At 68.0% G+C, this 26,585-nt stretch carries 28 protein-coding genes; 18 read left to right on the top strand and 10 right to left on the bottom strand.

The window, feature by feature from the left end:
- Window positions 1–34 precede the first annotated feature (34 nt).
- On the top strand, window positions 35–601 hold the full coding sequence (locus ACIQK7_RS01805; protein ID WP_403020644.1) for a LemA family protein: 567 nt from the start codon (window positions 35–37) through the stop codon (window positions 599–601).
- A gap of 20 nt (window positions 602–621) precedes the next feature.
- Complete coding sequence (locus ACIQK7_RS01800; protein WP_403020641.1) at window positions 622–1,506, top strand: M48 family metallopeptidase; 885 nt, start codon at window positions 622–624, stop codon at window positions 1,504–1,506.
- On the opposite strand, the gene ACIQK7_RS01795 is transcribed toward ACIQK7_RS01800, so the two are convergent.
- Window positions 1,503–2,723, bottom strand: a complete 1,221-nt coding sequence (locus ACIQK7_RS01795) for a winged helix-turn-helix domain-containing protein (RefSeq protein ID WP_403020640.1) — start codon at window positions 2,721–2,723, stop codon at window positions 1,503–1,505. The genes ACIQK7_RS01800 and ACIQK7_RS01795 overlap by 4 nt on opposite strands.
- Window positions 2,724–2,873: 150 nt before the next feature.
- Here ACIQK7_RS01795 and ACIQK7_RS01790 point away from each other — a divergent pair, with 150 nt between their 5' ends.
- The 6 genes from ACIQK7_RS01790 (at window position 2,874) to ilvA (ending at window position 9,281) form a co-directional block, all read left to right on the top strand.
- A complete protein-coding gene (locus ACIQK7_RS01790; protein WP_403023930.1) occupies window positions 2,874–4,001 on the top strand; it encodes an ABC transporter substrate-binding protein in 1,128 nt (375 codons plus the stop codon).
- The gene (locus tag ACIQK7_RS01785) at window positions 4,001–4,867 is read left to right on the top strand and encodes an ABC transporter permease (protein WP_403020639.1); all 867 of its coding nucleotides are present in this window, start codon (window positions 4,001–4,003) and stop codon (window positions 4,865–4,867) included. The genes ACIQK7_RS01790 and ACIQK7_RS01785 overlap by 1 nt, the downstream gene beginning before the upstream one ends.
- Window positions 4,864–5,676, top strand: a complete 813-nt coding sequence (locus ACIQK7_RS01780; protein WP_403020637.1) for an ABC transporter permease subunit — start codon at window positions 4,864–4,866, stop codon at window positions 5,674–5,676. Before ACIQK7_RS01785 ends, ACIQK7_RS01780 begins: the two co-directional genes overlap by 4 nt.
- Complete coding sequence (locus ACIQK7_RS01775) at window positions 5,673–6,758, top strand: ABC transporter ATP-binding protein (protein WP_403020636.1); 1,086 nt, start codon at window positions 5,673–5,675, stop codon at window positions 6,756–6,758. The genes ACIQK7_RS01780 and ACIQK7_RS01775 overlap by 4 nt, the downstream gene beginning before the upstream one ends.
- Before the next feature lie 70 nt (window positions 6,759–6,828).
- Complete coding sequence (locus ACIQK7_RS01770) at window positions 6,829–8,016, top strand: AI-2E family transporter (RefSeq protein WP_403020633.1); 1,188 nt, start codon at window positions 6,829–6,831, stop codon at window positions 8,014–8,016.
- Window positions 8,013–9,281 carry a threonine ammonia-lyase gene (ilvA, locus tag ACIQK7_RS01765; RefSeq protein ID WP_403020631.1) on the top strand — a complete coding sequence of 423 codons (1,269 nt, stop codon included), beginning with the start codon at window positions 8,013–8,015 and terminating at the stop codon, window positions 9,279–9,281. Before ACIQK7_RS01770 ends, ilvA begins: the two co-directional genes overlap by 4 nt.
- A 46-nt stretch (window positions 9,282–9,327) precedes the next feature.
- Here ilvA and greA read toward each other — a convergent pair whose 3' ends face one another.
- Window positions 9,328–9,822: a transcription elongation factor GreA gene (greA, locus tag ACIQK7_RS01760; RefSeq protein WP_403020629.1), complete on the bottom strand. Its 495-nt coding sequence runs from the start codon at window positions 9,820–9,822 to the stop codon at window positions 9,328–9,330.
- Between the two features lie 129 nt (window positions 9,823–9,951).
- Window positions 9,952–10,392, bottom strand: coding sequence for a DUF4307 domain-containing protein (locus ACIQK7_RS01755; RefSeq protein WP_403020627.1), 441 nt, complete (start codon window positions 10,390–10,392; stop codon window positions 9,952–9,954).
- A gap of 49 nt (window positions 10,393–10,441) precedes the next feature.
- Here ACIQK7_RS01755 and mca point away from each other — a divergent pair, with 49 nt between their 5' ends.
- On the top strand, window positions 10,442–11,338 hold the full coding sequence (gene mca, locus ACIQK7_RS01750; RefSeq protein WP_403020625.1) for a mycothiol conjugate amidase Mca: 897 nt from the start codon (window positions 10,442–10,444) through the stop codon (window positions 11,336–11,338).
- Window positions 11,335–11,622: a hypothetical protein gene (locus tag ACIQK7_RS01745; protein ID WP_403020622.1), complete on the top strand. Its 288-nt coding sequence runs from the start codon at window positions 11,335–11,337 to the stop codon at window positions 11,620–11,622. The genes mca and ACIQK7_RS01745 overlap by 4 nt, the downstream gene beginning before the upstream one ends.
- Before the next feature lie 12 nt (window positions 11,623–11,634).
- Here ACIQK7_RS01745 and ACIQK7_RS01740 read toward each other — a convergent pair whose 3' ends face one another.
- Window positions 11,635–12,387, bottom strand: coding sequence for a hemolysin III family protein (locus ACIQK7_RS01740; protein WP_403020620.1), 753 nt, complete (start codon window positions 12,385–12,387; stop codon window positions 11,635–11,637).
- An 81-nt stretch (window positions 12,388–12,468) separates the two neighbouring features.
- On the opposite strand from ACIQK7_RS01740, the gene ACIQK7_RS01735 reads away from it, so the two are divergent.
- The 4 genes from ACIQK7_RS01735 to ACIQK7_RS01720 all read left to right on the top strand — a co-directional run bounded on the left by ACIQK7_RS01735 (window position 12,469) and on the right by ACIQK7_RS01720 (window position 16,803).
- Window positions 12,469–13,254 (top strand): isoprenyl transferase, encoded by a 786-nt coding sequence (locus ACIQK7_RS01735; RefSeq protein WP_403020618.1) that lies wholly within the window; start codon window positions 12,469–12,471, stop codon window positions 13,252–13,254.
- Window positions 13,251–14,414: an aminotransferase class V-fold PLP-dependent enzyme gene (locus ACIQK7_RS01730; protein ID WP_403020616.1), complete on the top strand. Its 1,164-nt coding sequence runs from the start codon at window positions 13,251–13,253 to the stop codon at window positions 14,412–14,414. Before ACIQK7_RS01735 ends, ACIQK7_RS01730 begins: the two co-directional genes overlap by 4 nt.
- Window positions 14,415–14,679: 265 nt before the next feature.
- Window positions 14,680–15,978 (top strand): PhoH family protein, encoded by a 1,299-nt coding sequence (locus tag ACIQK7_RS01725; protein ID WP_403023927.1) that lies wholly within the window; start codon window positions 14,680–14,682, stop codon window positions 15,976–15,978.
- 60 nt (window positions 15,979–16,038) lie between these two features.
- Window positions 16,039–16,803, top strand: a complete 765-nt coding sequence (locus ACIQK7_RS01720) for a hypothetical protein (protein WP_403020614.1) — start codon at window positions 16,039–16,041, stop codon at window positions 16,801–16,803.
- A gap of 94 nt (window positions 16,804–16,897) precedes the next feature.
- Here the strand turns inward: ACIQK7_RS01720 and ACIQK7_RS01715 are convergent, their stop codons facing one another.
- The 5 genes from ACIQK7_RS01715 to xseA form a co-directional block, all read right to left on the bottom strand.
- Window positions 16,898–18,301 carry a class II fumarate hydratase gene (locus tag ACIQK7_RS01715; protein ID WP_403020611.1) on the bottom strand — a complete coding sequence of 468 codons (1,404 nt, stop codon included), beginning with the start codon at window positions 18,299–18,301 and terminating at the stop codon, window positions 16,898–16,900.
- Between the two features lie 71 nt (window positions 18,302–18,372).
- Window positions 18,373–19,008: a carbonic anhydrase gene (locus ACIQK7_RS01710; protein WP_403020609.1), complete on the bottom strand. Its 636-nt coding sequence runs from the start codon at window positions 19,006–19,008 to the stop codon at window positions 18,373–18,375.
- Entirely contained in the window at window positions 19,005–19,733 is a 729-nt protein-coding gene (locus ACIQK7_RS01705; RefSeq protein ID WP_403020606.1) for a DUF4245 domain-containing protein, read from the bottom strand. The genes ACIQK7_RS01710 and ACIQK7_RS01705 overlap by 4 nt, the downstream gene beginning before the upstream one ends.
- A gap of 3 nt (window positions 19,734–19,736) precedes the next feature.
- Window positions 19,737–19,952 (bottom strand): exodeoxyribonuclease VII small subunit, encoded by a 216-nt coding sequence (locus ACIQK7_RS01700; protein ID WP_147722179.1) that lies wholly within the window; start codon window positions 19,950–19,952, stop codon window positions 19,737–19,739.
- A 9-nt stretch (window positions 19,953–19,961) separates the two neighbouring features.
- A complete protein-coding gene (gene xseA / locus ACIQK7_RS01695) occupies window positions 19,962–21,194 on the bottom strand; it encodes an exodeoxyribonuclease VII large subunit (protein WP_403020602.1) in 1,233 nt (410 codons plus the stop codon).
- Window positions 21,195–21,276: 82 nt separating this feature from the next.
- Between xseA and ACIQK7_RS01690 the strand changes: the two genes are divergently transcribed.
- The 4 genes from ACIQK7_RS01690 to ACIQK7_RS01675 all read left to right on the top strand — a co-directional run bounded on the left by ACIQK7_RS01690 (window position 21,277) and on the right by ACIQK7_RS01675 (window position 25,360).
- Window positions 21,277–22,365, top strand: coding sequence for a 4-hydroxy-3-methylbut-2-enyl diphosphate reductase (locus ACIQK7_RS01690; protein ID WP_403020600.1), 1,089 nt, complete (start codon window positions 21,277–21,279; stop codon window positions 22,363–22,365).
- Window positions 22,362–22,952 carry a DUF6264 family protein gene (locus ACIQK7_RS01685; protein WP_403020598.1) on the top strand — a complete coding sequence of 197 codons (591 nt, stop codon included), beginning with the start codon at window positions 22,362–22,364 and terminating at the stop codon, window positions 22,950–22,952. The genes ACIQK7_RS01690 and ACIQK7_RS01685 overlap by 4 nt, the downstream gene beginning before the upstream one ends.
- Before the next feature lie 84 nt (window positions 22,953–23,036).
- Entirely contained in the window at window positions 23,037–24,218 is a 1,182-nt protein-coding gene (locus ACIQK7_RS01680) for a sensor histidine kinase (RefSeq protein ID WP_403020595.1), read from the top strand.
- Window positions 24,215–25,360 carry a hypothetical protein gene (locus ACIQK7_RS01675; RefSeq protein WP_403020592.1) on the top strand — a complete coding sequence of 382 codons (1,146 nt, stop codon included), beginning with the start codon at window positions 24,215–24,217 and terminating at the stop codon, window positions 25,358–25,360. Before ACIQK7_RS01680 ends, ACIQK7_RS01675 begins: the two co-directional genes overlap by 4 nt.
- A 57-nt stretch (window positions 25,361–25,417) precedes the next feature.
- Here ACIQK7_RS01675 and fbaA read toward each other — a convergent pair whose 3' ends face one another.
- The gene (gene fbaA, locus ACIQK7_RS01670; RefSeq protein ID WP_147722165.1) at window positions 25,418–26,443 is read right to left on the bottom strand and encodes a class II fructose-bisphosphate aldolase; all 1,026 of its coding nucleotides are present in this window, start codon (window positions 26,441–26,443) and stop codon (window positions 25,418–25,420) included.
- Between the last annotated feature and the right edge of the window lie 142 nt (window positions 26,444–26,585).

Genomic DNA, 26,585 nt, shown 5'->3' with positions numbered 1-26,585 from the left:
GGCCCCCACAGCACCCCTTCGCTATAGTTCTGCCATGGAACTCCTCATCATCTTCGGCATCATCATCCTGCTCGTCGTGGTGGTGGGCATCTATCTCTGGGCCACCTACAACGGCCTGGTCACCCTCAACGTGCGCGTCGACGAGGCGTGGAGTGACATCACGGTGCAGCTCAAGCGGCGCGCCGACCTCCTTCCGAACCTGATCGAGACGGTCAAGGGCTACGCGGCGCACGAGAAGGGCGTCTTCGAGGCGGTCACGAAGGCTCGTGCGGAGTCGCTCAGCGCGGGCAGCCCCGCCGAGGCGGCAGTCGCCGAGAACCACATGCAGTCGGCGCTCAAGAGCATCTTCGCCGTCGCGGAGGCATACCCGCAGCTCCAGGCGAGCCAGAACTACCTGCAGCTGCAGGGCGAGCTCGTAGACACGGAAGACAAGATCCAGGCGGCTCGCCGCTTCTACAACGGTGGCGTGCGTGAGCTCAACACCAAGATCAAGGTCTTCCCCAACACGCTCTTCGTGCGCGGCCTCGGCTTCAACGAGCGTGAGTTCTTCGAGGTGTCGGACTCGGCTGCGATCGCCGAGCCGCCGCGCGTCCAGTTCTGACCTCGGGCGTCGGGGGCTGAATGTATCGCGCCATAGCGAGGAACAAGCGCAACACCGTCTTCATCATCCTGCTGTTCCTCATCCTCATCGCCGTGCTTGCCTTCGTCGCGGATGCCATCTGGGGCGGCGGCAACTGGGCCATCTTCACCGGCACGATCGTCGGCGCCCTCATCTATGTGGTGATTCAGTACTTCGCCTCGGGGCGCCAGGCGGTCGCATTGAGCGGCGCGCGCCCGATCGAGAAGCGTGACGACCCCCGCCTGTACCGCATCGTCGAGAACCTCTCGATCACGGAGGGTCTGCCGATGCCGAAGGTCTACATCGTCGACGACCCCGCGCCCAACGCCTTCGCGGCCGGCCGCGACCCGCAGCACGCTGTCGTCGCGGCGACAACGGGCCTGCTCGAGATGATGACGGATGCCGAGCTCGAGGGTGTCATGGCGCACGAGATGGGGCACGTCAAGAACTACGACATCCGCGTCACGACGATTGTCTTCGGCCTCGTCGTCGCGATCGGCTTCATCGCCGACATCCTCATGCGCATGTCGTTCTTCGGCGGCAACCGCAACAACAATGGCGGCAACCCGATCGTGCTGGTCCTCGGCATCGCCGCCATGATCCTGGCGCCGCTCGCGGCCACCATGGTGCAGGCGGCTGTCTCACGTGAGCGTGAGTACCTTGCGGATGCGACTGGTGCCATGACCACGCGGCATCCGGAAGCCCTCGCGAGTGCCCTCGCGAAGCTGGGCCAGTACGGGCGACCCATGAGGCGTCAGAACACGTCGATGGCGCACATGTGGCTCAGCGACCCAACCAAGCCAGGCATCGTGGACCGCATGTTCTCGACGCATCCCCCTCTCGAGAAGCGCATCGCCCGCCTCCGCACGATCGGCAGCGGCTTCTAGCGGAGCTCAGCGGCGAGCGCAGGCGCGAGCGCAGGCGCGAGCGTGCCTCGGTCGACGACGTCGACCGCGCCGAGGCCCTGCCACGCGGCGGCCTGCTGCAGGAGGGGAGCGAGTCGTGCCGCCGTCTCGGCTGGCGCATCCGTCTCCTGCCAGGCGGACTGCACGCGCAGGATGCCGGCCTTGCGGTCGCTCTTGAGGTCGACCCTGCCGACGAGGCGATCGTCGAGGAGGATCGGCAGCGAGTAGTAGCCGTAGACCCGTTTCGGTTCGGGCGTGTAGATCTCGATGCGGTAGTGGAAGTCGAAGAGGCGCTCGGCTCGCGGCCGGAACCACACGACGGGGTCGAAGGGCGAGAGGAGGGCTGCGGTCTGGATGCGCCGCGGCACCGTGGCGTCCCGATGTTTCCACGCGGGGAGCGGCTTGGCGCCGCGGGTCCAGCCCTCGACCGTGACGGGCTCGAGCACGCCTTCGTCCGTCAGGTTGCGAATGGCGGTGCTCGCCTCGGCGGTCGACATGCGGAAGTAGTCGGCGAGGTCGGTGGCGGTGCCGACCCCGTGGGCGCGTGCCCCGATCTCGATGAGCTGGCGTTGTGCCTCCGAGCGCTCGACCGTCGTGTCGAGGATGTGCTGGGGCATGACCTGCTCCGGCAGCGCATAGCGGCGCTCGAAGCGGGTGCGGCCAGCGCTCACGACGTCGCCCCACGCGAAGAGGTACTCGAGGCCGCGCTTGACGTCAGACCAGCCCCACCACGGCCCACTGCGCTTGTTGGCGTCGTGCTCGATCGCGCTCGCCGCGAGCGGCCCCTTCTCTGCCAGCTCATCGCGAAGCCACGCGAGCATGGCCTGGTTGCTGTGCGCCCAGTGCTCGGGATTGCCCAGCGCCTTCGCGCGCCGGTCCTCCATGCGCCAGCGTAGGAGCGGCCACGTCTCAAGGGGGATGACGGCGGCCTCGTGCGCCCAGTACTCCGTGTGCCCACCCGCCGGGTCGAAGGTGAGCCGATCGAGCTGCGTCTTGTCGTAGACCCCCAGCCGCGAGAAGGCGGGAAGGTAGTGGCTGCGTTCGAAGACGTTGACGGAGTCGAGCTGCAGCAGGCCGAGACTCCGCACGAGGCCACGCAAGCGACGGATGCCGCCACCCTCGCCAGGCCGCGACCCGAAGCCCTGCGCTCCGAGGGCAAGGCGCCTCGCCTGTGCTGCGGAGAGTGTGGTGAGTGGCACTCTTCAGACGATAGCTGGCACTCCCGACAGTCGTTCACCCATCGTTCACGCGCGTTCCACGTGCCGGTCGCATCACGGCCCTAGGTTCCGAGGGCCGGAGGGTGATCCCGAGCCGCTCACAGCGCGGCCCGCCGTCCGGGCTCAGGAGGAATTCCCTTGATCAAGAAGCACTACACCGCGGGCTTCGCACTGCTGGCGGCCGCAGCCGTGGCACTCACCGGCTGCTCCCAGGCCGAGGCCGGTGCATCCGAGGTCGACGCGGCGACCGCGACGAGCGCAGCCGACTTCGGAGGCATGGAAGGCCTCATCGAGGCTGCGCAGGCGGAGGGCGAGCTCAACGTCATCGCGCTGCCCGAGAACTGGGCCAACTACGGCAAGATCATCGCCGCGTTCGAGGACAAGTTCGGCATCACGGTGAACTCGGCCGACCCCGACGTCTCGAGCGCCGAGGAGATTCAGGCGGCGAAGAACCTCAAGGGCCAGGACACTGCTCCGGATGTCTTCGACCTCGGTTCGGCCGTGGCGCTTGAGAGCCTCGACTACTTCGCCCCCTACAAGGTGGAGACGTGGGACGACATTCCCGCCGACCACAAGGAGTCGACGGGGCTCTGGGTCTATGACTACACGGGCCTCATGTCGATCGGCTACGACGCGGACGCTGTGCCGGAGCCCGAGAGCCTTGACGACCTCCTCGGTTCGGAGTTCAAGGGCAAGGTGGCGCTGAACGGCGACCCGACGCAGGCGGGCGCCGCCGCTGCTGCCGTCAACCTCGCCGCGCTCCAGGCAGGCGGTTCGGCGGACGACATCCAGGCCGGCATCGACTTCTTCGCAGAGCTGAACGCGGCGGGCAACTTCCTGCCGCTCGACCCGACCCCCGCCACGATCGCGTCAGGTGAGACCCCCGTCGTGTTCGACTGGAGCTACAACAACCTCGCTGAGTCGAAGGCGAACGAGGGCCAGCGCAATTGGAAGGTCACCGTGCTTCCCGGCGTCGCGGTCGGCAGCTACTACAACCAGGCGATCAACGTGGATGCCCCGCACCCGGCGGCGGCCCGCCTGTGGCAGGAGTTCATCTTCAGCGATGAGGCGCAGAACCTGTACCTGGAGGCTGGCGCCTACCCGGTGCGTCTCGCCGCGATGATCGAGGCTGGCACGGTCGACGAGGATGCGCTGGGCGCGGTCGGCGAGGCCCCCGCGGACCTCGTGCAGTTCACCCCTGAGCAGACCGAGGCCGCGTCGGCGCTCCTCGCTGAGAAGTGGGCTGCGGCCATCCGGTAATGGCTGCACCGCACACGCGGCGTGCGGGGTGGGCCCATCTTGGGCTCGCCCCGTTCGGCGTGTACATCCTGTTGTTCCTGGTGGTGCCGACGGTGGTCGCGCTCGCGACCGGTTTCTTCGACGGCGACGGTCGTCTGACGCTTGACAATCTGGCGGCGCTCGGCGAACCGGTCATCATCGATGCCTTCCTGAGTTCGTTCTGGGTCTCGGCCGTCACGGCGATTGTTGGCGCGCTGATCGGCGCCGTCGTCTGCTTCGCCCTGGTCGGTTCGCGGCCCGACAGCATCCTCCGCAGCGTGGTCGATGCCGTGAGCGGTGTGCTCGCCCAGTTCGGCGGCGTGATGCTGGCCTTCGCGTTCATCGCGACGATCGGCATCCAGGGGCTTGTCACGCGCTGGCTGTTCGAGACCTTCGGCGTGGACATCTTCGCCGACGGGGTATGGCTCTACCAGGTGCCGGGCCTCCTGCTGCCCTACCTATACTTCCAGGTGCCGCTCATGGTGATCACGTTCATGCCGGCCATGGAGGGCCTGCGTCCCCAGTGGGCGGAGGCCGCTGCGACCCTCGGATGCTCGCGCTGGGGCTTCTGGGTCCGCGTCGGTGGCTCCATCCTCATGCCGGCCTTCCTCGGCAGCCTGCTGCTCCTCTTCGCGAACGCGTTCTCGTCGTATGCGACGGCGGCAGCGCTCATCAGCCAGGGCGCGCAGATCGTTCCGCTACAGATCCGCGCGGCCCTCGTCAGTGAGACGGTGCTCGGTCGCGAGAATGTCGCGGGGGCGCTCGCCATCGGCATGGTCGTCGTCATGCTCGTCGTGATGGGGGCGTACTCGCTCCTGCAGCGTCGCACTGAACGGTGGCAGCGATGAGCCGCGTGGGTATCGCCCCATCCCGGGCGACCCGCATCGTCATCCTGGCGACGGTGGGGCTCGTCTTTGCCATCCCGATCATCGCGATGGCGGAGTTCACCCTCCGCGCCGGCCTTGGTGGGGGCTATGACCTGAACCACTGGGCCGACATCCTCGACCCGGAGAACGAGCGTCGCTACCGTGCCCTGTTCACGGGCGTCGGCAACTCGATCGTGCTCGCGGCGGTCACGGTCGGCATCGTCGTGCTGCTGCTCGTGCCGACGATGATCCTCGTGACGCTCCGGTTCCCGCGCCTGGCGCGCCCGCTCGAGCTTCTCTGCCTCGTGCCCATCACGGTGCCGGCGGTCGTGCTCGTGGTCGGTCTCGCGCCGGTCTACTCGGTGTTGGCCAGCACGGTCGGCACAGCCCCGTGGACGCTCGCCTTCGCCTATGGCATCACGGTGCTGCCCTTCGCGCACCGAGCGGTGCAGTCCGCGCTCGGTGCGGTCGACGTGGTCACCCTGAGCGAGGCGGCGCGTTCGCTCGGTGCGGGGTGGGCCAGGGTCGTCGTGAGTGTGATCGTCCCGAATATCCGGGGTGGAGTGCTCGCGGCATCCGTCATCGCTGTCGCGGTCGTGCTGGGGGAGTACACGATCGCGTCCCTGCTCAATCGGCAGAACCTGCAGACCGCGCTCGTGCAGGTCTCCAAGAGCGACCCCTATGTGGCGATCATCTTCGCCCTGCTCGCGCTTGCCTTCGCCTTCACGATGCTCTTCGTGATCGCCCGCGCCGGCGCCACCCGAACCCGAACCCGAAGGAAGAGAACATGACCACGATGACGGATGCCATGACTCTCGTCACCGCGCAGGGCGCGCGTGGCACGCGCGTTGAGTTCCGCGGCGTGACGAAGGTCTACCCCGGCGGCAGTCGCGCGCTCGACGGGGTCGATCTCGTGATCGAGGAGGGGGAGTTCCTGGCGCTGCTGGGCCCCTCGGGCTGTGGCAAGACGACTGCGCTCCGCAGCCTCGCTGGGCTGGAGGCCGTGACCTCGGGCGCCATCCTCGTCGATGGGAAGGATGTCGCGCCGATGCCTGCCAATCAGCGTGACATGGGGATGGTCTTCCAGTCGTACTCGTTGTTCCCGCACCTCACGGTGGTGGAGAACACGGAATTCGGGCTCCGGATGCGCCGGGTCGGTGCGAAGGATCGCCGCGCCCGAGCGCTGGAGGCTCTCGAGATGGTCGGGCTCGGTCACCTCGCCGAGCGTTATGCCCACCAGTTGAGCGGTGGGCAGCAGCAGCGGGTGGCGCTTGCCCGGGCGCTCGTGACGCGACCGCGGGTGCTCCTGCTCGATGAACCGCTCTCGGCCCTCGACGCGAAGGTGCGGGTGCAACTGCGCGATGAGATCCATCGGCTGCAGGCCTCCCTCGGCATCACGACCGTGTTCGTGACGCACGACCAGGAGGAGGCGCTCGCGGTCGCCGACCGGGTCGCGGTCATGAATGATGGGCGGGTGGAGCAGGTCGGCACGCCCGAGGAGTTGTACAGGTCGCCAGCCTCGGCATTCGTGGCGAGCTTCGTGGGGCTCAGCAATCGCATCCCCGGGGTGGTTTCGGCGGGTCGCGTGGCGTTCCAGGGCGCCGAACTCCCCGTGCTCGGAACGGCGACGGATGGCGCCGCGCAGGCCCTCGTGCGGCCGGAGGACATCCTGTTCGTCCCTGCGGGGGAACCCGGTTCGCTCGCCGGTGTCGTGCTTGCGAGCAGCTTCCTCGGTTCCCTCCGCCGCACGCGAGTGCAACTCGACGATGGCACCGTCGTTACAGTGCAGCACGACCTCGGTGTGGCGCCGAGGCCCGGCGAGGGGGTCGGGCTGCGGTTCCGCGGGGTGCCTGTTGTGGCCGTCGCCGGCTGACGGGAACGCCGTACATGCGTCCTTCGGAATACATCGGGGCGGCGGCGCCTCGCCCGTCTAGACTTGCCGGGTGATCTTCGGTCGGAGCAAGTCCTCTCCCTCCGTGCCGCAGCGCGCCCGCGAAGAGGAACTGGTGCCGCGCGGCATGCGTGTCGCGGGTGCCTGGTCGTGGCGCATCCTCGCGATCGCGGCGGTTGTCGCCCTCCTGGTCTTCCTCATCATGGAACTGCGCATCATTGTCGTGCCGCTCATGATCGCAATCCTCATCAGCGCGCTCCTCGTTCCCTTCTCGCAGTTCCTGCAGCGGCACCGTTGGCCCCGCTGGCTCGCGATCATCACCGCCCTCGTCGCACTCGTGACGGTCGTCGGCGGTCTTGTCGTGCTCATCGTCCTTGAGGTGCGTGCCGGGCTGCCGCAACTCCAGGTGCAGTCGCTCGAGGCCTGGGAGGAGTTCAAGGATTTCCTCCTCGCATCCCCCCTGCACCTCACTGAAGCGCAGATCACGGAGTATGCGGCCGAGATCTGGGCGAGCGTGCAGCGCGACAGCGAAGTGCTCGTGAGTGGCGCGATGTCGATCGGCTCGACCGCGGGCCACTTCGTCGCTGGACTCTTCCTGGTGCTCTTCGCGACGGTCATCATGCTCGTTGACGGGCGCACGATCTGGCGCTGGTTCGTGCGAATCTTCCCCGTGGCCGCTCGCCCCGCGATCGACGGTTCGGGTCGCGCGGGGTGGGGCACGCTCACGCAGTTCGTCAAGGTGCAGATCTTCGTCGCGGCGATCGACGCGATCGGTATCGGTCTCGGAGCCTTCATCCTCCAGCTGCCGCTCGTTGTGCCGATCGCGGTTGCGGTCTTCCTCGGCTCCTTCGTGCCGATCGTGGGCGCCGTGCTCACGGGCGCGCTCGCGGTCTTCATCGCCCTCGTCTTCAAGGACATCGTGGTCGCGCTCATCATGCTCGGCATCGTGCTCTTGGTGCAGCAGGTCGAGAGCCACGTGCTGCAGCCGCTCATCATGGGCAACGCGGTCAAGATTCATCCGCTGGCGGTTGTGCTCGCCGTTGCGGGAGGAAGCTTCCTCGCGGGCATCCCCGGTGCGCTCTTCGCGGTGCCCGTCGTGGCAACGCTCAACGTGATGGTCGGGTACATCGCCCGCCAGCGGTGGAAGGAGCCGGGTGGTGTCGCGCTCGCGGAGGAGTGGGGCAGGGAGGCCAGCGCCTCACGGCGATCGCCGACACGGCCGGAAGGAGCCAGGCAATGACTGACACGACAGCAGCGACGGCGGCGACCGAGGTTCGTGCCATCCCCGGCCCGACGCTCGCGGAGTTCGAGGCAGCCTGCGAGCGCGTGAGCACGGTGGCGCAGGTCACCCCGATGGAGAGTTCGCGCTACCTGTCCGACCTCGTCGGCGGGCCCGTCCACCTCAAGTGCGAGTCCTTGCAGCGCACGGGGTCCTACAAGATCCGCGGAGCCTACAACCGGCTCTCACAGCTCTCGCCCGAGGAGCGTGCGCGGGGCGTCGTGGCGGCCTCGGCGGGCAACCACGCGCAGGGCGTTGCCTTCGCGGCCCGCGAGCTCGGCATCGCGGCGACGATCTTCATGCCGGTCGGCGTGGCCCTACCGAAGCTGCAGGCGACGCGCAGCTACGGCGCCGAGGTCGTGCTGCGCGGGCACACGGTGGAGGAGCCACTCCGCGCTGCTGCCGCCTTCGCGGAGTCGACGGGCGCCGTGCTCATTCCACCCTTCGACCACCACGATGTCGTGGCGGGCCAGGGCACGCTCGCGTTCGAGATGCTTGAGCAGGTGCCCGACCTCGAGACCGTGATCGTGCCGATCGGCGGCGGTGGGCTCGCGGCCGGTGTCGCGAGTGCCCTCCACCAGAAGCTCGCGACCCTCGGTCGCCCAGTGCGGGTCATCGGCGTGCAGGCCGCGAACGCCGCCCCGTACCCGGGGTCGATCGCGGCCGGCCGGCCCACGCCCGTCACTGTCGCCCCCACGATCGCCGACGGCATCGCCGTCGCGACCCCCGGTGTGCTCAACTTCGACATCATCCGCGAGACCGTCGACGAGATCGTCACGGTGACGGATGACGACATCGCCCGCGCCCTGCTGGTGTTGCTTGAGCGCGCCAAGCTTGTCGTCGAGCCCGCTGGCGCCGCCGCGGTCGCGGCGATCCTCACGGGCAAGGTCAAGGACACGGGCGTGACGGTCGCGATCCTCAGCGGCGGCAACATCGACCCGCAGGTCATGGAGCGTGTGATCTCGCGCGGGCTCGTGGCATCCGATCGCTACCTCAAGCTGCGGCTCATGCTGCCTGACCGTCCCGGACAGCTGGCCCGCATCGCCGAGCTCATCAGCGAGGCGAATGCCAACGTCGTCGAGGTGCTGCACACGCGGCACAACCGCAACGCCCTCATGGGTGAGGTCGAGATCGAGTTGAGCATCGAGACACGAGGTCCTGAGCATGTGCAGCGCGTGCTCGAGCGCCTGCGCGAAGCAGGCTACGACCCGCGCAGCGACTTCTGACCCGCACAATTCAGGACGGCCGCTCGGCCGTCCTGAACAGTGAGAACTACGGCTGGTAGGGCTCGACCTTCTTGATCTCGACTGAGATCTCGCGGCCGTTCGGTGCCGTGTAGGAGGTCTTGTCGCCGACCTTGAGACCGAGGATGGCCTCGCCGAGCGGGCTGCCCTCGCTGTAGACGTCGAGCTCGCTGTCGGCCTCATCGTCGACGATCTCGCGGCTGCCGAGCAGGAAGACCTCTTCATCGCCCATGACGAGCGCCGTCACGACGCTGCCGGACGCGACGACACCAGACTCGGCGGGCTCGCCGACCTTGGCGTGGCGAAGGAGCTCCGTGAGCACGCGGATGCGCGCCTCGATCTTGCCCTGTTCCTCCTTGGCTGCGTGGTAGCCGCCGTTTTCCTTGAGGTCGCCTTCTTCGCGGGCGGCCTCGATGCGCTTCGCGATCTCCGAGCGGCCCTCGCCCGAGAGGTGTTCGAGCTCGGCCTTGCGCCGGTCGTATGCCTCCTGCGTCAGCCAGGTTTCTGTGATCTGCCCGGACATGGTGTACTCCCTCAACACGAAGGGGCCGCTCGCCAGGGAAGGAGGTGCGGCCCGTAGGTATGCAAATCTGCGTGTCGACTCACATAAACGAATGAGATCGGCCAACCGGCCGATCTCCAGAAACAGAGTTTACGCCAGCCAGCAGCGATAGATCAAGCCTGTGACGCCCTGATCTACCGTGCGCACCTCTTCGGTGAAGGTTCGGGTGTAGCGATCGGATGCCGGCAGGTCGACGATCTTCCAGCCCACGATCGCGTGCTTGTCGTTCTGCACCTCGAGCGCGCAGGAGACCTCGGAACCCGCCGGCGCACTGACCTCGTAGGTGATGATGACGCTGCGGTCGGCCTGGATGTCTGCGCCGAGCATCCGGGACTGGAGGGACGCCGCCGTGCCGTCGAAGGCAGCCCACGCGACCCATGCCACGAAGACGAGCGCGACGGCGATCGCGCTGACCCAGGCGAGCAGTCGCTGGCGAGCGCGGCGTTGCGGGGTGCGGCCGTAGCGAGCGTCGAGAGCGGCCGCATCCGTGGCCGTCGCGAAGTTCTCGCCCGCCTGGTCTGCGCCTGTCACTGTCTCCCCTTACGCTTGTCTTCAAGACTATTCGTATCGAAGGAGCACCGTGACCAGGCGACTCTTGGCCGTGCATGCCCACCCCGACGACGAGTCGAGCAAGGGCGCTGCGACCGCGGCCTACTACCTCGCGCAGGGCGCAGAGGTCATGGTCGTGAGCTGCACCGGTGGTGAGCGCGGCGACGTGCTCTATGAGGGCCTCGATCCGCGTGCGATGGCCGATCGCGACATGGGTGGTTTCCGCCGCTACGAGATGGCGAAGGCACAGGAGATGCTGGGCATCCAGCACCGCTGGCTCGGGTACATGGATTCCGGCCTGCCCGCCGAGGGCGAACTCCTGCCGGCGAACTCCTTCGCGACGATCCCGGTCGAGCACTCGGGTGCGCCGCTCGTGCGCATCATCCGCGAGTTCAAGCCGCAGGTGGTCGTGACCTATGACGAGAACGGCGGCTACCCGCATCCGGATCACATCAAGACGCACGACGTGACGATGTTCGCGGTCGAGGCCGCGGCGCATGCCGAGCAGTACCCGGAGGCGGGGGAGCCGTGGCAGGTGCAGAAGGTCTATTACGACCGCGGCTTCAACCCCACCAAGATCAATGCCCTCGCGGATGCCCTGCGGGCGCGCGACCCCGAGTCGCACCTCCTCGAGGAGGTCGAGCGGATGCTCGGCTGGATGGGCACCAAGCCAGACACCGCGACGACCCACGTGCCCTGCGGCGACTTCTTCGAGGTGCGCGACGCGGCCCTGAAGGCTCATGCCAGCCAGGTGCCGCCAGACAGTTCATTCTTCTTCTGGACCCTCGACCTCCAGAGGGAGGCATGGCCGTTCGAGGACTACGAGCTCGTGTCGTCACGAGTGCCGACGACCACCCCGGAGAACGACCTGTTCGCCGGCATTAGCGAGACTGGCGAACCCGCCAGCAGTGAGGAGGCGGGCGCATGAATGCACTCGTTGTCGAGTCCGCCACCATGCTCTTCGCGCTCCTGGCGTCTGCCGAGGATGCGGACTTCGACCCCAACACGGTCACACCGGGTGTCATCGGTTTCGTCGCGACGTTCCTGGTGGCTGCCGCGGTCGTGTTCATCGCGATCGACATGAACCGGCGGGTGCGACGCACCCGCTACCGCGGCGAGATCCGCGAGAAGCTTGCCGCAGAGCAGGCAGAGCAGGCAGAGCAGGCAGAGCAGGCAGAGCAGGCAGAGCAGAAGCCTGACGCCTCCGCCTGAACGGTCGGGCCGCTAGGCGAGCGGCGGGTCGATCGCCACGAGCAGGATGCCCGTCCAGTGGCAGAGGAACGCCACGAGCGTCAGGGTGTGGAAGATCTCGTGGAAGCCGAAGACTCCGGGCACGGGGTTCGGCTTCTTCATGCCGTAGACGACCGCGCCGACGGTGTAGCAGAGCCCGCCCACGATGATGAGGGTCATCATGACGGCGTCGGCGCGGAAGAAGTCGACGATGAACATGACGGCCGCCCAGCCGAGCAGCACATACAGCGGCACGTAGAGCCAGCGCGGCGCGCCGATCCAGAACACCCTGAAGCCGATGCCGAGCAGCGCCCCACCCCACACGAGGCCGAGCAGCAGCCACGACTTCTCCTCCGGTAGCGCCAGCACCGTGATGGGCGTGTACGAGCCCGCGATGAGCAGGAAGATGTTGGCGTGGTCGAGTCGCTTCAGGATGCGCTTGGTGCGGTCGCTCCAGTTGAAGCGGTGGTAGAGCGCCGAGATGCCGAAGAGCAGCATCGACGAGGCGATGAAGACTGCCGATGACACCTTGGCGGCAGCGCCGTCGGCGAGCACGATCAGCACGACCCCGAGCACGATCGCGAGGGGGAAGGTCCCCGCGTGGATCCAGCCCCGCCAGGTCGGCTTGGCCTCGACCTCCGCGCCGTGACGTTCCCGCTCGTCGTCGAGGAGGGGGATGTTGGGCAGGTCGGTACCGGGTTCGTGTGCGGTGCTCGACCCGGTTCCGCGGGAGTCGGGGCTGGTCATGACCGGATTCTATGGGTTCGCTGGGAGAACGATCCTGAAAGGAAACCGAGCCTCATCGGCGCGGTGGGCTAGCGTAGACCCGTGCAGAAACGGGAAGTCCCCCTGGGGCGAGGCATCCTCTATGGGCTGTACCAGAACCGCATCCGGCGCTGGCTCGCCACGCAGGAACTGCCGAAGCATGTGGCGATGATCCTGGATGGCAATCGTCGTTGGGCGCGGCAGCGTTCCCTCGGCGCCGTCGCGCACGGGCATCGCGCGGGCGCAGCGAAGTTCCGCGAGTTCCTCGTGTGGTGCGACGATCTTGGCATCAAACACGCGACGCTCTACCTGCTCTCGACCGACAATCTGGTCGGCCGCAAGGAAGACGAGTTGCACGGGCTCTTCGAGATCATCGCCGACCTCGCAGAAGACCTCTCGCACTACCGTGACTGGCGCGTGCAGCATGTCGGTTCGCCCGAGGGTCTTCCCGAGCCGCTCGTGCACGCGTTGAAGGCGGCTGAGGCACGCACGGAAGGCAAGAAGGGCCTCCACATTAACCTGGCGGTCGGCTACGGTGGCCGTCGCGAGATCGCGGATGCCATGCGCAGCATCGTGCGGGAACACGGCAGCAGGGGCGGCACGCTCGACGCCCTGGCAGACATCCTCACGCCGGAGCTCATCGGCAACCACCTCTACACGGGCGGTCAGCCCGACCCCGATCTCGTCATCCGTACCTCGGGCGAGCAGCGACTGAGTGACTTCATGCTGTGGCAGAGCGCCCACAGCGAGTTCTATTTCGTCGAAGCGCTGGGGCCAGACCTCCGCGAGGTCGACTTCCTTCGTGCCCTCCGCGACTACGCAACGCGCAACCGGAGATTCGGTTCGTGATCCGTCGTCGCACGCCCCCGGTCGCGCCGCTCACCGAATACGTCACAGACTTCGCGGAGGACCCCGGCTACCTCGACTTCGCCTACCTTGGCCCCGCTGGCGAGCCGGTCATCGCCGAAGAGCGCATGGTCGCCGAGCTCACGAGCCGGGCCCGCTTCGGCACCCTCGACTCGGCCGAGCAGCACGACGAGCGGATGCGCGAGGCCGTCGCGAGGGCCACAGGCTTCGAGAGCGACCAGGTGGTGTTCCAGCCCGACACGAGCACCGGCATCATGCACACCATGTTCGGGCTCGAGGGCGTCGTCGCGCTTTCGCCCGCTGAATACCCGAGCACCCTCTTCGCGGTCGCGAGAGCCCAGCGTGCGCTCGGTCGGCTGCAGCCGCTCTGGCTCGAGCCCGAGTATGGCCGAGTGACCCCCGGCACCTTCCGCGAGCTACCGGAGGAGGTCACGGCCGTCCTCGTGAGCGTGGTCGACTTCCGCACCGGCTACCGCATCGACCTCGAGGGTATCCGCCAGGTCATCGGTGACCGCCTCCTCATCGTCGACGCGGTGCAGGCATTCGGTGCCGTTGACGCTCCCTGGGAGGTCGCGGATGTCATCGTGTCCGGCGGGCAGAAGTGGCTGCGGGCCGGACGCGGCACGGGCTTCCTCGTCATGAGCGACCGGGCCCTCGAACGGATCGAACCCGTGCTTTCCGGCTGGATCGACGAACCGGCCGACTTCCTCGAGATGTCCGGCGAGGGAGGGGTACCAGATGTCCCAGAGGCGCCGCGTGCGGCGGCGTCCTTCGCGATCTCTCGCCCTCGGCCCACCGCCCAAGCCCGGCTCGCGACTGCGCTCGAGCGGCTCGATGTCGTCGGCATCGACGAGGTGGAGGCGGGGCTCCACGAACGCGTCGACCAGGTGCTCGCCGTCGTCGATGAGTTCGGCCTGCCCGTCATCTCACCTCGGGCCGCGGACGAACGCGCCGGCATCGTCGTTGTGGAACCGGATGCGGCACACGTCACCCCGCTCGCGGCGGCCCTGCACAACCATGCTGTCTCCGCGACAGTGTGGCGCAGCAGCATCCGTCTCAGTCCGCACGTGTCGACGAGCGAGGAGACCCTGTCGCTCCTGCGAATGGCGCTCGCCGAGTTCGCCGCGGGCGTTTCTGCCTGACACGGGTGTTCACGCATCCGTAACCTTCGGCCGCGTGTCGTTCGCCCCGCAGCGCGTGCGCGGACGTAGCGTCAGAGTCATCAGGTATGGCGCCTGATCGAGACGGCCACGTAAGTTCGTTTCGAGTTACGCCCGACCAGAGCGGGCACGGCCGTTTCGCTGAGAAACCGAGCGCCTTGCGCTCGGGAATGGAGCGAATGTGGCCCAGTCCAAGGCAGAGCAGTCGAATCCGAACCAGGCGCCGGCGGCCTCGCCGTCTGCCGTCGTGCAGCAGATTGAGCGCACCTATGTGCTTGACACCTCGGTGCTGCTCTCGGATCCCCGGGCGATCTTCCGCTTCGCGGAGCACGCAGTCGTCCTTCCCGTCGTGGTCATCTCGGAACTCGAGGCCAAGCGCCACGACCCCGAGATCGGGTACTTCGCGCGCCAGGCGCTCCGCAACCTTGACGAGTTGCGCGTCAAGCACGAGCGTCTCGACTTTCCCATCGCGGTCGGCAATGGTGGCTCGCTTCGCGTCGAACTCAATCACTCGAGCATGGAGACACTGCCCTCCGGCTTGAAGCTGGGCGACAACGACTCGCGCATCCTCGCGGTCGCCATGAATCTCGCCACGGAGGGCCTCGCGGTCACGGTCGTGTCGAAGGACCTCCCGATGCGCGTCAAGGCAGCATCCATCGGTCTCGCGGCCGAGGAGTATCGCGCCGAGATGGCGGTGGACTCCGGATGGTCGGGCATGGCCGAGCTCGACCTCTCAAGCGAGCAGATGGCGACGCTCTACGACCAGGAGCAGATCTCGAGCCGTGCCGCGGGTGACCTCGCGATCAACACGGGGCTCGTCATCCACTCCGATCGGGGCTCCGCACTCGGGCGTGTGACTGCACGCGGCGAGGTGCGTCTCGTGCGCGGCGACCGCGAGGTCTTCGGCCTCCACGGCCGCTCAGCCGAGCAGCGGCTCGCGATCGACCTGCTGCTCGACCCCGACGTCGGCATCGTTTCGCTCGGTGGCAGCGCGGGCACGGGAAAGTCGGCGCTCGCCCTGTGCGCCGGCCTCGAGGCCGTTCTCGAGAAGCAACAGCACCGCAAGATCATGGTGTTCCGCCCGCTCTACGCGGTCGGTGGCCAGGAGCTCGGCTACCTGCCCGGCGATGCCGCCGAGAAGATGAATCCGTGGGCACAGGCGGTCTTCGACACCCTCGGGTCCGTCGTGTCGCAGAACGTGCTCGACGAGGTCATCGACCGAGGGCTCCTCGAGGTGTTGCCGCTCACGCACATCCGGGGGCGCTCGCTCCACGACGCCTTCGTGATCGTCGACGAGGCGCAGTCGCTCGAGCGCAACGTGCTCCTCACAGTGCTCAGTCGCATCGGCCAGAACTCGCGCGTCGTGCTCACACATGACGTTGCCCAGCGCGACAACCTGCGCGTCGGTCGGCACGACGGTGTGGCATCCGTCATCGAGGCGCTCAAGGGGCACTCGCTCTTCGGGCACATCACCCTCACGCGGTCTGAGCGCAGCGCGATCGCGGCGCTCGTCACCGACATGCTGGAGTCCAACGAGCTCTCCTGATCGACGGATGCGCCGGGGTGGTCGAGTCGAGGCCACCCCGGCACGCCGTAGAGTCGTCATGTGAGTTTTCTGGTCTTCGCGGCGGCGCTCCTCGCGGTCTTCTTCCTGTGGGGACTCGTCTCGCCGCGCTCCCAGTGGCGCGTCCTCGCGTCGTGGCTCCGCAGGAACCCCGATGCGAGCGAGCCGGGCGCGACCGCCTATGCGTTCCATCGCATCCTGTCCGGCCTGGGTGTTGGCACCTTCCTCACGATCGCGGTCGTCGCGGCCGTCAGTTTCATTGACTCGCTGCCCACCCCCGAGCCGCCCAAGACCGCCCTGCAGCGGATGTGGGGCACTGCGCCGACGCCCGTTGTCGTCGACCGCGTCGTGCAGTCGGCGGATGTCGCGAACCCGAGCTTCGCGCCCCAACCGCTCCTCGGCTACCAGCCCTTCGACAACGCCACGCACCAGCCCCGCTACCTCGTCTATCTCGACACCTATGACGCCCCTGGCGCGAGCGACACCCTGATCGGACGCGAGCCGACGGGAGACTTCGCGGCGCTCGACAGCGCAGAGCTTGTGCTCAATGTGCGGGTCAAGCCGCAGTGCGCCCCGGTCGAGGCTGTCGTCATCGAGACGGCGGAGGCCGTGCAGGTGTCGATCTCCTCGGCCATCGCGGCGCCGGTCGGCGCAGATGCAGTCGGCCATGAGTTCTGCGCCGGGGGTTCCACGGTCGGGCCGTCGCTGCTGATCCCGATCGACCTCGCCGTGCCGATCGGCGAGCGGGCGGTGCAGACGCTCGACGGCGCCGATGTGCGTCTTGTGCCGGTCATCGAACCCCGCTGACGCGAGGTGTGAGGTCCCGCTCGCGGGTGCCGCCGAGATGCAACAACGCGGGCCGGCCAGTGGCCGACCCGCGTCGATCGCGTGCTGAGTACGGCTACGCCGTGGGCGGCACCGTCATTGCGAGCACGTCGAGCGCCTTGTCGAGCTGCTCCTCCGTGAGCTCGCCGCGCTCGAGGTAGCCGAGCTCGATGACGGCCTCGCGCACCGTGATGCCCTTGGCGACTGAGTGCTTGGCGATCTTGGCGGCGTTCTCGTAGCCGATGAACTTGTTGAGCGGGGTGACGATCGAGGGCGACATGCCTGCAAGCGCCGAGGTGCGCTCGAGGTTCGCCTCGAGGCCCTTGATGGTCTTGTCCGCGAGCACGCGCGAGGCGTTCGCGAGCAGACGCACCGACTCGAGCAGCGCCGTGCCCATGACCGGGATGGCGACGTTGAGCTCGAAGGAGCCGGATGCTCCAGCCCACGCGACGGTCGCATCGTTGCCGATGACGCGGGCGGCGACCATGAGCACGGCCTCCGGCACGACCGGGTTGACCTTGCCGGGCATGATCGAGGAGCCGGGCTGCAGGTCTGGGATGTGCAGCTCGCCGAGGCCCGTGTTGGGGCCGGAGCCCATCCAGCGCAGGTCGTTGTTGATCTTGGTCATCGAGACCGCGATCGTGCGGAGCGCACCGGATGCCTCGACGAGGCCGTCGCGGTTGGCTTGCGCCTCGAAGTGGTCCTTCGCCTCGACGATCGGCAGGCCCGTCTCGGCTGCGAGGAGCGCGATGACCTTCTGGGGGAAGCCGGCGGGCGTGTTGATGCCCGTGCCGACCGCGGTGCCACCGAGCGGCACCTCGGCGACGCGGGGGAGAGATGCCTCGACGCGCTCGATGCCGAGGCGGATCTGGCGCGCGTAGCCGCCGAACTCCTGGCCGAGCGTCACGGGCGTGGCATCCATGAGGTGCGTGCGGCCGGCCTTGACAGCGGTCTTCCACAGCTCCGCCTTCTCCTCGAGCGCGACCGCGAGGTAGTCGAGCGCGGGCACGAGATCCTCGATGAGGGCCTGCGTCACGGCGACGTGCACCGAGGTCGGGAAGACGTCATTCGACGACTGTGAGGCGTTGACGTGGTCGTTGGGGTGCACGTCGGCACCGAGGTGACGCGTCGCGAGGGTCGCGAGCACCTCGTTCATGTTCATGTTCGACGAGGTGCCGGAGCCGGTCTGGTAGGTGTCGACGGGGAAGTGCTCGTCGTGTTGTCCAGTGATGACCTCGTCGGCGGCGGCGACGATCGCGTCGGCGATGCCGGCGTCGAGCACACCGAGCTCCTTGTTGGCGACCGCTGCAGACTTCTTGATGCGCGCGAGGGCGGCGATCTGCGCCGACTCGAGGCCCTTGCCCGAGATCGGGAAGTTCTCGACCGCGCGCTGGGTCTGGGCGCGGTAGAGGGCGTTGACGGGCACGCGCACCTCGCCCATCGTGTCGTGCTCGATGCGGAACTCAGGCTCTGATGTCACGGCGCTGTCATCTCTTTCTGTTCAGGTGATGGGGTGCGGCGGGGGTTGCCGCGGAGTCATGGCTGGAGAGCTCAGACCTGTCCGACCATGACGTCGGGCACGGCCGTACCCTCGGCGAGGCGGTAGTTTGCGCCCACGACAGCCAGCGTACCGGCGGCGACAGCGTCACTGATGAGCTCGGATGATTCGAGCAGCTGCCGCACGGTGTCGCGCAGGTGTTCGCGGCCGACCTCAGTCGCGTCGGGGCGTACGCCGGCTTCGATGCTGCGGCGCACGCGCAGCACGGCGGGGGTGATGCGCTCCACGAGGTGGTGGATATGAGGCGGCAGCATGGGCGCGCGCGTCTCCTGCGAGTCGATCGCAGCGCGGACGGCACCGCACTCGTCGTGGCCCAGCACGACAATCAGCGGAACATGCAGGACCGCGACCGCGTATTCGAGCGTGCCGATCACGGAGTCAGAGATGATCTGGCCCGCGTTGCGCACGACGAACAAATCGCCGAGTCCCTTGTCGAAGATGATCTCGGCGGCGAGGCGCGAGTCACTGCAGCCGAAGAGGGCGACGCTCGGCTTCTGCTCGCCCAGGAGCTCGTGCCTTCGGTCGACATCCTGACGCGGATGCCGCGGCGTGCCGGCAACGAAGCGCTCGTTGCCGCGCACCATCTCCTGCCAGGCTTCGGCCGGAGTCTTGAGTGGGGCGTCCGTCATGGGGTCTCCTCGGTGCTGTCGGACGAAACTGTGCTGTCGGACGAAACTGTGCTGTCGGACGAAGCAGGGCTGCCTGCGGCCATGGAGGCGGTGACGGCCGTGGCCAGCTCTGCGAACTCCTCGTCCGTCGCCGTGCCGTGGAGCACGATCGTGCTCGTGCCGACGACGGTTGCCATGGCGTAGGCGAAGTTGCCGATGTCATCGCCATCACGCCGGTCGTAGATGTCCCAGTCCTGCCCGGCGATCGTCGCGGTACCGGTCGCGAAGCCGCCCTCGAGGGTCGTGGCCAGCCAGGTCGGGTTGGCGTCGATACCCTGCGTGATGGCCGCGAAATCCTTCTCGGGAGTCACGAAGCCGATGTACCACCGGGCGACACCGTCGGCACCGGTCGAGACACGAGCAGCGTTGGCGACCCAGTCGCTGCCGAGTTGGGGATTCGCGACGACCTCGCCAAGGTCTGCCTGCACCTGGGAAGCGATCTCGGAGTAGTTCACGGGATCAGCGGGAGGCGGAGCGGGACGCACGACGATCATGACGGTGACGAGCACAATGGCGAGTGACGCGAAGAGGGCGACGAGCAGGTTGATGCTCGTCTTGCTCTCCCGATAGCGCCGCGAGGAGGCAGCCTTTCGGGCCGCCGTCTCCTCGGGAGTCTCGGGCCGGCCCAACTCGGCAACGATGGGCGCCCGCGGTCCGGAGGACTCGCCGCCGCTATTGCGTGCCACGGGCTACTCCGCCGTCGCGCGGGCAGCGTCGAGGCGGGCGCGTGCGCCGATGAGCCACTCCTCGCACCGGGCCGCGAGTGCTTCACCGCGCTCCCAGAGGGCGAGCGACTGCTCGAGGGTCGAGGACCCCTGCTCCAGTTCGGCGACGACACGCACGAGTTCGTCGCGCGCCTGCTCGTAGCTGAGCTCGGAGACGTCGGGGGAGGGGTTCTCTGTCACGCGGCAATCCTACCGTTCTGCGCCTGTCGCCCCGCCCGGCGTGGTCTCGGCCGTGAGTGACCCCGACGCAAGGGTGAGGAGGAGGGAGGTTCCGGGGGGAGCATCCGCGGCATCCCGCAGCACCGCGCCATCGGGCAGTTGCGCGATCGCGTAGCCGCGTTCGAGTGTGGCCTTGGGGGAGAGCGCGCGCAGCTGCGAGCGGAGCTCGCCGACCGAGGCGCGAGAGCGCTCGATGCGCAGCTCGAGGAGCTCATGCGCGCGGCCCGTCCAGCGCGAGAGCTCGTCGGCCCTCGTGTCGACGATCCAGGAGGGGGAGGCGAGCACGGGCCGGCTGCGGAATTGCTCGAGGCGGTCCGCCTCGGTCGACAGGAGTGAGGTGAGTCGCATCCCGATGCGCGCGCGGGCCTGCTGCACGCGACTGATCTCCTCCGCGACATCCGGCACCACTCGCTTGGCGGCATCCGTGGGCGTGGACGCCCGAAGGTCGGCGACATCATCGAGCAGGGGTCGGTCGTTCTCGTGGCCGATCGCGCTCACGATGGGGGTCGTCGCGGCCGCCGCCGCGCGCACGAGTTGCTCGTCGCTGAAGACGAGGAGGTTCTGGAAGTCGCCGCCGCCGCGGGCGACGATGATGACGTCAACCTCCGGGTCGGCGTCGAGGCGGCGGATGGCGGCGATCACCTCATTCACGGCCCGCTCGCCCTGCACGGCCGCGTGCGCGACGCGGAACTCGACGGCCGGCCAGCGCAGCTGGGCATTGCGCAACACGTCTTTTTCGGCATCCGAATCCTTGCCCGTGACGAGGCCGACGGTGCCGGGGAGGAACGGGAGCGGCTTCTTGCGCGCCGGGTCGAAGAGTCCCTCGGCACGAAGTGCCTGCCGAAGCCGCTCGAGGCGCTCGAGGAGGTCGCCGAGGCCCACGTGTCGCATGTCGAGCACCTGCATGGTGAGGGTGCCGCCCTTGACCCAGTAGTTGGGTTTGACGAGCGCGACGACATGGTCACCCTGCTTGAGGTCGGCAGGGATCTTCGCCTTCACGGATGACCACACGGCGAAGCTCACGGTCGCATCCGCCTCGAGGTCCTTGAGCTTGCCGTACACATTGCCGCCCGAGACGCCCCACTGGGTGATCTCGCCCTCGACCCACACCGCCCCGAGACGCTCGATCCAGCCGCGGATCTTGCCCGAGAGCACGCTCACGGGCCACGGGGAGTCCACGGTCGGGAGGGCGTCGCTCGTCATGCCATCAGGCTACGGGACACCCCCGACCTCACGGGTCGCGCTGCCCAGCGTTCGGGCAGGCAGCCCGGCCTAGACTGGGTGTGTGAGCACGATCAGCAATGGAAGCCTGGCGAGTCTCGCGGCCCCTGTCATCCCCGAGCGCCGCGAGCGTCTGCGCGACGAGCCCGTCGCCGGTCAGAAGAGGGTCATCCTCGCCGCGCCGCGCGGCTACTGTGCGGGGGTCGACCGAGCCGTCGTGGCGGTCGAGAAGGCGCTCGAGAACTTCGGCGCTCCCGTCTACGTGCGCAAGCAGATCGTGCACAACGTGCACGTCGTCTCCACGCTCGAGAAGAAGGGTGCGATCTTCGTCGACGAGGTCGACCAGGTGCCGACCGGCTCGCACCTCGTCTTCAGCGCCCACGGTGTCTCTCCCGCCGTCGTCAAGGGCGCCGCCGACCGCGGCCTGCAGGCGATCGACGCCACCTGCCCCCTCGTCACCAAGGTGCACCGCGAGGCGACCCGCTTCTCCCGCGATGACTTCCACATCCTCCTCATCGGCCACGCGGGCCACGAGGAGGTCGAGGGCACGATGGGGCACGCGCCCGAGCGCACGACCCTCGTCAACAGCCCTGCCGAGGTCGCGACCGTCGAGGTGCCCGATACCGACAAGCTCGTGTGGCTCTCGCAGACCACACTGAGCGTCGACGAGACCATGGAGACCGTGCGCCTCCTCCGCGAGCGCTTCCCGCACCTGCAAGACCCGCCGAGCGACGACATCTGTTACGCCACGCAGAACCGCCAGGTCGCCGTGCGCAAGGTTGCTGCGGATGCTGACCTCGTCATCGTCGTCGGCTCCGCCAACAGCTCCAACAGTGTGCGCCTCGTCGAGGTCGCGCTCGAGTACGGCGCCAAGGCGGCCTACCGCGTGGACTACGCGAGCGAGATCCGCCAGGAATGGCTCGACGGCGTCGAGACGGTCGGTGTGACCTCCGGAGCATCCGTGCCCGAGGTGCTCGTGCAGCAGGTGCTGACCGACCTCGCCGACGCCGGCTACCGCGATGTCGAGCAGGTCGTCACCGCCGAGGAGGACCTCATGTTCTCGCTCCCCAAGGAACTCCGCCGCGACGCCAGCGGCCAGCCCGACGCCCGCGGCCTCGGCGGCCGCCGCAAGCTCGACTGGCAGATGCAGTGACGGCAGCGGCAGACCGCCCGCGCCCCGAGTACGGCGAGTACGCGACCCCAGAGCAGGTCGCGAAGGCTCGGGGCATGACGCTCGAGGAGTATGAGCGCCACCTCGCCTCCCTCACCCGGCCGCGCGTGGAGGAACAGGCGACGGATGCCACGGCCCCCGCCGCCGCAGCGCCCGCGGTCGAGCGCCCAGCAGCGGTATCCACCGCCGCACGCAAGGGCGCCGGCAACCGCATGGCGACCACCATGCTCCTCGCGTTCGGACTCGCGTGCACGCTCCTGAGCATCCCGAGCCTGCTCGGCCTCGGCGACGGCCTTGCGACGGCGTTCGCCGCCCAAGGGCTCGACGCCTACACGTCATTCACCGCCGCGCGCACCTTCGGCATCATCGCGATCGTCGCCCAACTGCTGCTGTGGGTGCTCACGCTGTGGCTCTCGGTCACGGCGCTGCGCCGCGGCAGGGCATCGTGGTGGATCCCGCTTGTCGCCGGCGTGCTGGCGGTGCTGCTCGTGAGCGCCCTGTGGCTCGCCGCCATCATCGTCGACCCCGCATTCATGCGCTACGTCGAGAGCGTGTCGCTCCAGGCCTGAGACGCGTGGGGCCGCGTGCACAGAAAGGCCCGCCCCGCGTTTAGGGACGTTGCCGGTCGCAGAAGCGGCGCATAGCCTCGCCTCATGCCCCTCCGTGTCCCACCGCGATCCATAGCGGCGGGCTTCCGTCTGCAGGCGGCGACGCGCGCGGGCTGGGTACTCGCGGCGGTCGTGCTCATCGAACACGGGGTCGTGACGGCCGAATATTTCCTGCGCGAGGGCAGTCCCGAGCTCATGCTCACGCCCCTCCTCACCATCGTCTGCACGGGCGCCATGCTCGCGGTGCTCGCGCTGTGGCCGGGGTGGCTGACGGCGGTGGCCTACCTCACACTCGGATCTGCTGCGATTGTCGGCTACATCCTCGAAATGGTGACGCTCGAGATCGATCCCGGTCGAATCGTGCTGGTGGGCACGATCGGCACGGCGATCGTGCTCACGGGAGCGGCCGCGGGCGGCGCGCTCGGCGGCGCCGTGTGGAGCCTCGTGGGAACATTCCTCGCTGAGGCCGCTGTCATCGGCACCCAACATGCTGTCGGTCTGCCCATCCAGCCAGACTCATACGCCCTTCTCATCGGCTTCCTGTACTTCTCCACCTATCTCCTCATGTGGTTCAGCGACCGCACGCAGCAGCAGCTCGTCGACACCGAACCGATCGCCGCCGAGGTGCAGCGCGAGGAGCACGAGCGGCAGCGTGAGCGCCGTGCCGCGGTCGTCGTGCACGAGACCGTGCTCCGTGACCTCGCGCTGATCGCGCATGGGCCACTCTCCCTCACCGATTACGACCGGGCACGGCTGCGACGCGACCTCGATGAGATCCGAGCCTGGCGCTCACCCGCCGATGCGGATGCCCACGGGCATGTCCCCAAGAGTGACTTCTACGAGATCATCCGCGAGTTCCAGTGGAGTGGGCTCTCAGTGGATGTGGGTGGGAGCAGCTACATGATCGACTCCCTCGCGCCCGCCGACCGGGAGGCGCTCCTCGGCGCCATACGGGCCGCCCTCGATAACGTGCTGCAACACTCGGGTTGCACGACGGCGGAAGTGTTCATCGACCACGGCACCGATCGCCTCACCGTCATGGTCGTCGACGACGGCCACGGCTTTGACCCGGAGTCGATCGCAGACGACCGGCTGGGCATCCGCATGGCCATTGTCAGGCGCATCGAGGACCAGGGCGGCAGCGTCACCCTGTGGTCGTCTCCCGGCGCTGGCACCTCGGTCGTCATCTCGCTGCCGGTGTCGGAGACCATGGGCGCATTCTCATGACCTTCGCATCCACGCTCAGGGCCTCCCCGCAGAAGGCCGACCCCCTCACCTGGATCCTCGCCTTCAACCTTCCGCTCATCGCCGTGCTGTCGACGGCAGCTGGCGGCATCCTGATCACGATCATGATTGCGCGGCAGGGTGTCTCGCCGTTCGCGACCGTCATCGCGACGATTCTCTCGGTGCTCGGATGCCTCGTGGTGCAGCGCGCCGCCCAACCGCACCGTCCACTCGTGCGGCCCACGCAGGCCGCGCTGCCCATGGCGCTCGGCGTGGCGAGCATGCTGGTTTCGGCGATCGGGCACCGGGGCAGCAGTGTTCCGCTCGGCGAATGGACTGGCCCGCTCGGCCTCGCGACCGTCATGGTCGCCCTCGTCCCCTACCTGCCCGGTCTCGTCATCGGCGGTCTCGGGCTCATCGGCGCGCTCATCGCGGGGTTGTCGTCACGGTGGGCTTTCGACACCTCCCAGATCGGCGAGTGGAGCGCCTTCATCGCGGGGTCGAGCCTGCCGTTCCATGTCGGCGTCGCCGGTGCCGCCTTCTCCGGGCTGGTCGTCGCAGCCGTCACCCGATGGCGCGCCCTTCCCTACGACCGGGAGGAGAACGCCGAGCGCCCCTCGTCCTTCGTGCGCCGTCTGCAGCAGCACGGCACGCCCGTCGCGATTGGTGACGACGTGCTGGCCCTCCTGCAACGGGTCGCCGACGGCGGCCGCGTCAGCGCCAAGGAACGAGCGGATGCCGCATCCCTCGCCGCTGGCATCCGTGCCGACCTTGTCGAGGTCGTGAACCGGAGCTGGCTCGAGACGATCCCCCAGCACGAGCGCCTCTCTGTTGAGGATCCGGATGGCGCGGCGAACCGCATGTCGCGCTCCCAACGTGCCGCCATCCACACCCTCATCTCGGCGGCCCTCGAGTCGCCCGTGCTCGCGGGCGAGGCGCTCAGGATCGAACTGCGCTCGCTCGACGACGGCACGACCGCGGTCGCGTTCAGCATGAACATCACGCTGCCCGAAGGGCGCCGCGTCATGATGCTGGCGCCCTACTTCATCTCGCTCAAGGCATCGGTCGATGACCTCGAATGGGCCGTGGGGGAGCAGCTACGCATGCGCTTCAAACTCCCGCCCGCTGACGGGTACGCAGATTGAGAAGGCCCCGCGGAGATTGCTCCGCGGGGCCCATGCTCTATTCGGCGCTGCCGAGCCTCAGGACTGCGACTTGCCGGCCGAGCCGAGCTGCGTGGCACCCTCGACGACACGGGCCGCCATGGCCGACTCGGCCTTCTTGCCCCACGAGCGCGGGTCGTAGACCTTCTTGTTGCCGACCTCGCCGTCGACCTTGAGGAAGCCGTCGTAGTTCTTCAGCACCGTGTCGGCGACCGAGCGGCTGAAGGCGTACTGCGTGTCGGTGTCGATGTTCATCTTGATGACGCCGTTCGCGACCGCCGTCGCGATCTCTTGCTCGGTCGAGCCCGAACCGCCGTGGAAGACGAGGTCAAGGGGGAGGGCATCCTTGCCGTACTTCGCGCTCAGGCCATCCTGGATCTCGCGCAGCAGTTCCGGCTTGAGCTTGACGTTGCCGGGCTTGTAGACGCCGTGCACGTTGCCGAAGGTGAGGGCGGCCATGTAGCGGCCCTGCTCGCCGAATCCGAGGGCTTCGACCGTCGCGATCGCGTCATCGAGCGTCGTGTAGAGGTGCTCGTTGATGTCGTGGCTGACCCCGTCTTCCTCGCCGCCGACGACACCGATCTCGACCTCGAGGATCGAGTTGATGTTCTTCATGCGGGGCAGCAGCTGCTTCGCGATCTCGAGGTTCTCATCGAGCGGAACGGCCGAGCCGTCCCACATGTGCGACTGGAAGATCGGCTCGCCGCCGCCCTTGACCGACTCCTCGCTCGCCTCGATGAGGGGCATGACGAAGCCGTCGAGGGCATCCTTGGGGCAGTGGTCGGTGTGGAGCGCGACCGTGATGGGGTAGTTCTTGGCGACCTCGCGGGTGAATGCGGCGAAGGCGAGCGCTCCGGATGCCCGTGCCTTGACACTCTGACCGGCCCAGTAGTCCGCGCCGCCCGTCGACACCTGGATGATGCCATCCGAACCCGCCTCGGTGAGACCCTGCAGCACGGCGTTGACCGTCTGCGACGACGAGACGTTGAAGGCCGGGTAGGCGAAGCCGCCCTTCTTGGCCCGGTCAAGCATCTCGGCGTACTGGTCGGGGGTGGCGATGGGCATAGCTTCTCCTTCACGACGAACGGATGTCTCGGCTCGGGTTCTCGCAACGATGGGACTCCCGGTGACGGGCCGAACCGCTCAAAGTCTAGCCAGCATCCCCCTCCTGGGGGAGTGCCGGGCGGTGGCGACCGAGCGGCCTGCG

Origin of the sequence: Salinibacterium sp. GXW1014, assembly GCF_044769865.1 — a bacterium.
In the GTDB taxonomy this organism is placed as follows: Bacteria; Actinomycetota; Actinomycetes; order Actinomycetales; family Microbacteriaceae; genus Homoserinimonas.
The sequence above is the reverse complement of the archived record's forward strand: the minus strand, read 5'-3'. Positions and strand labels throughout refer to the sequence as shown.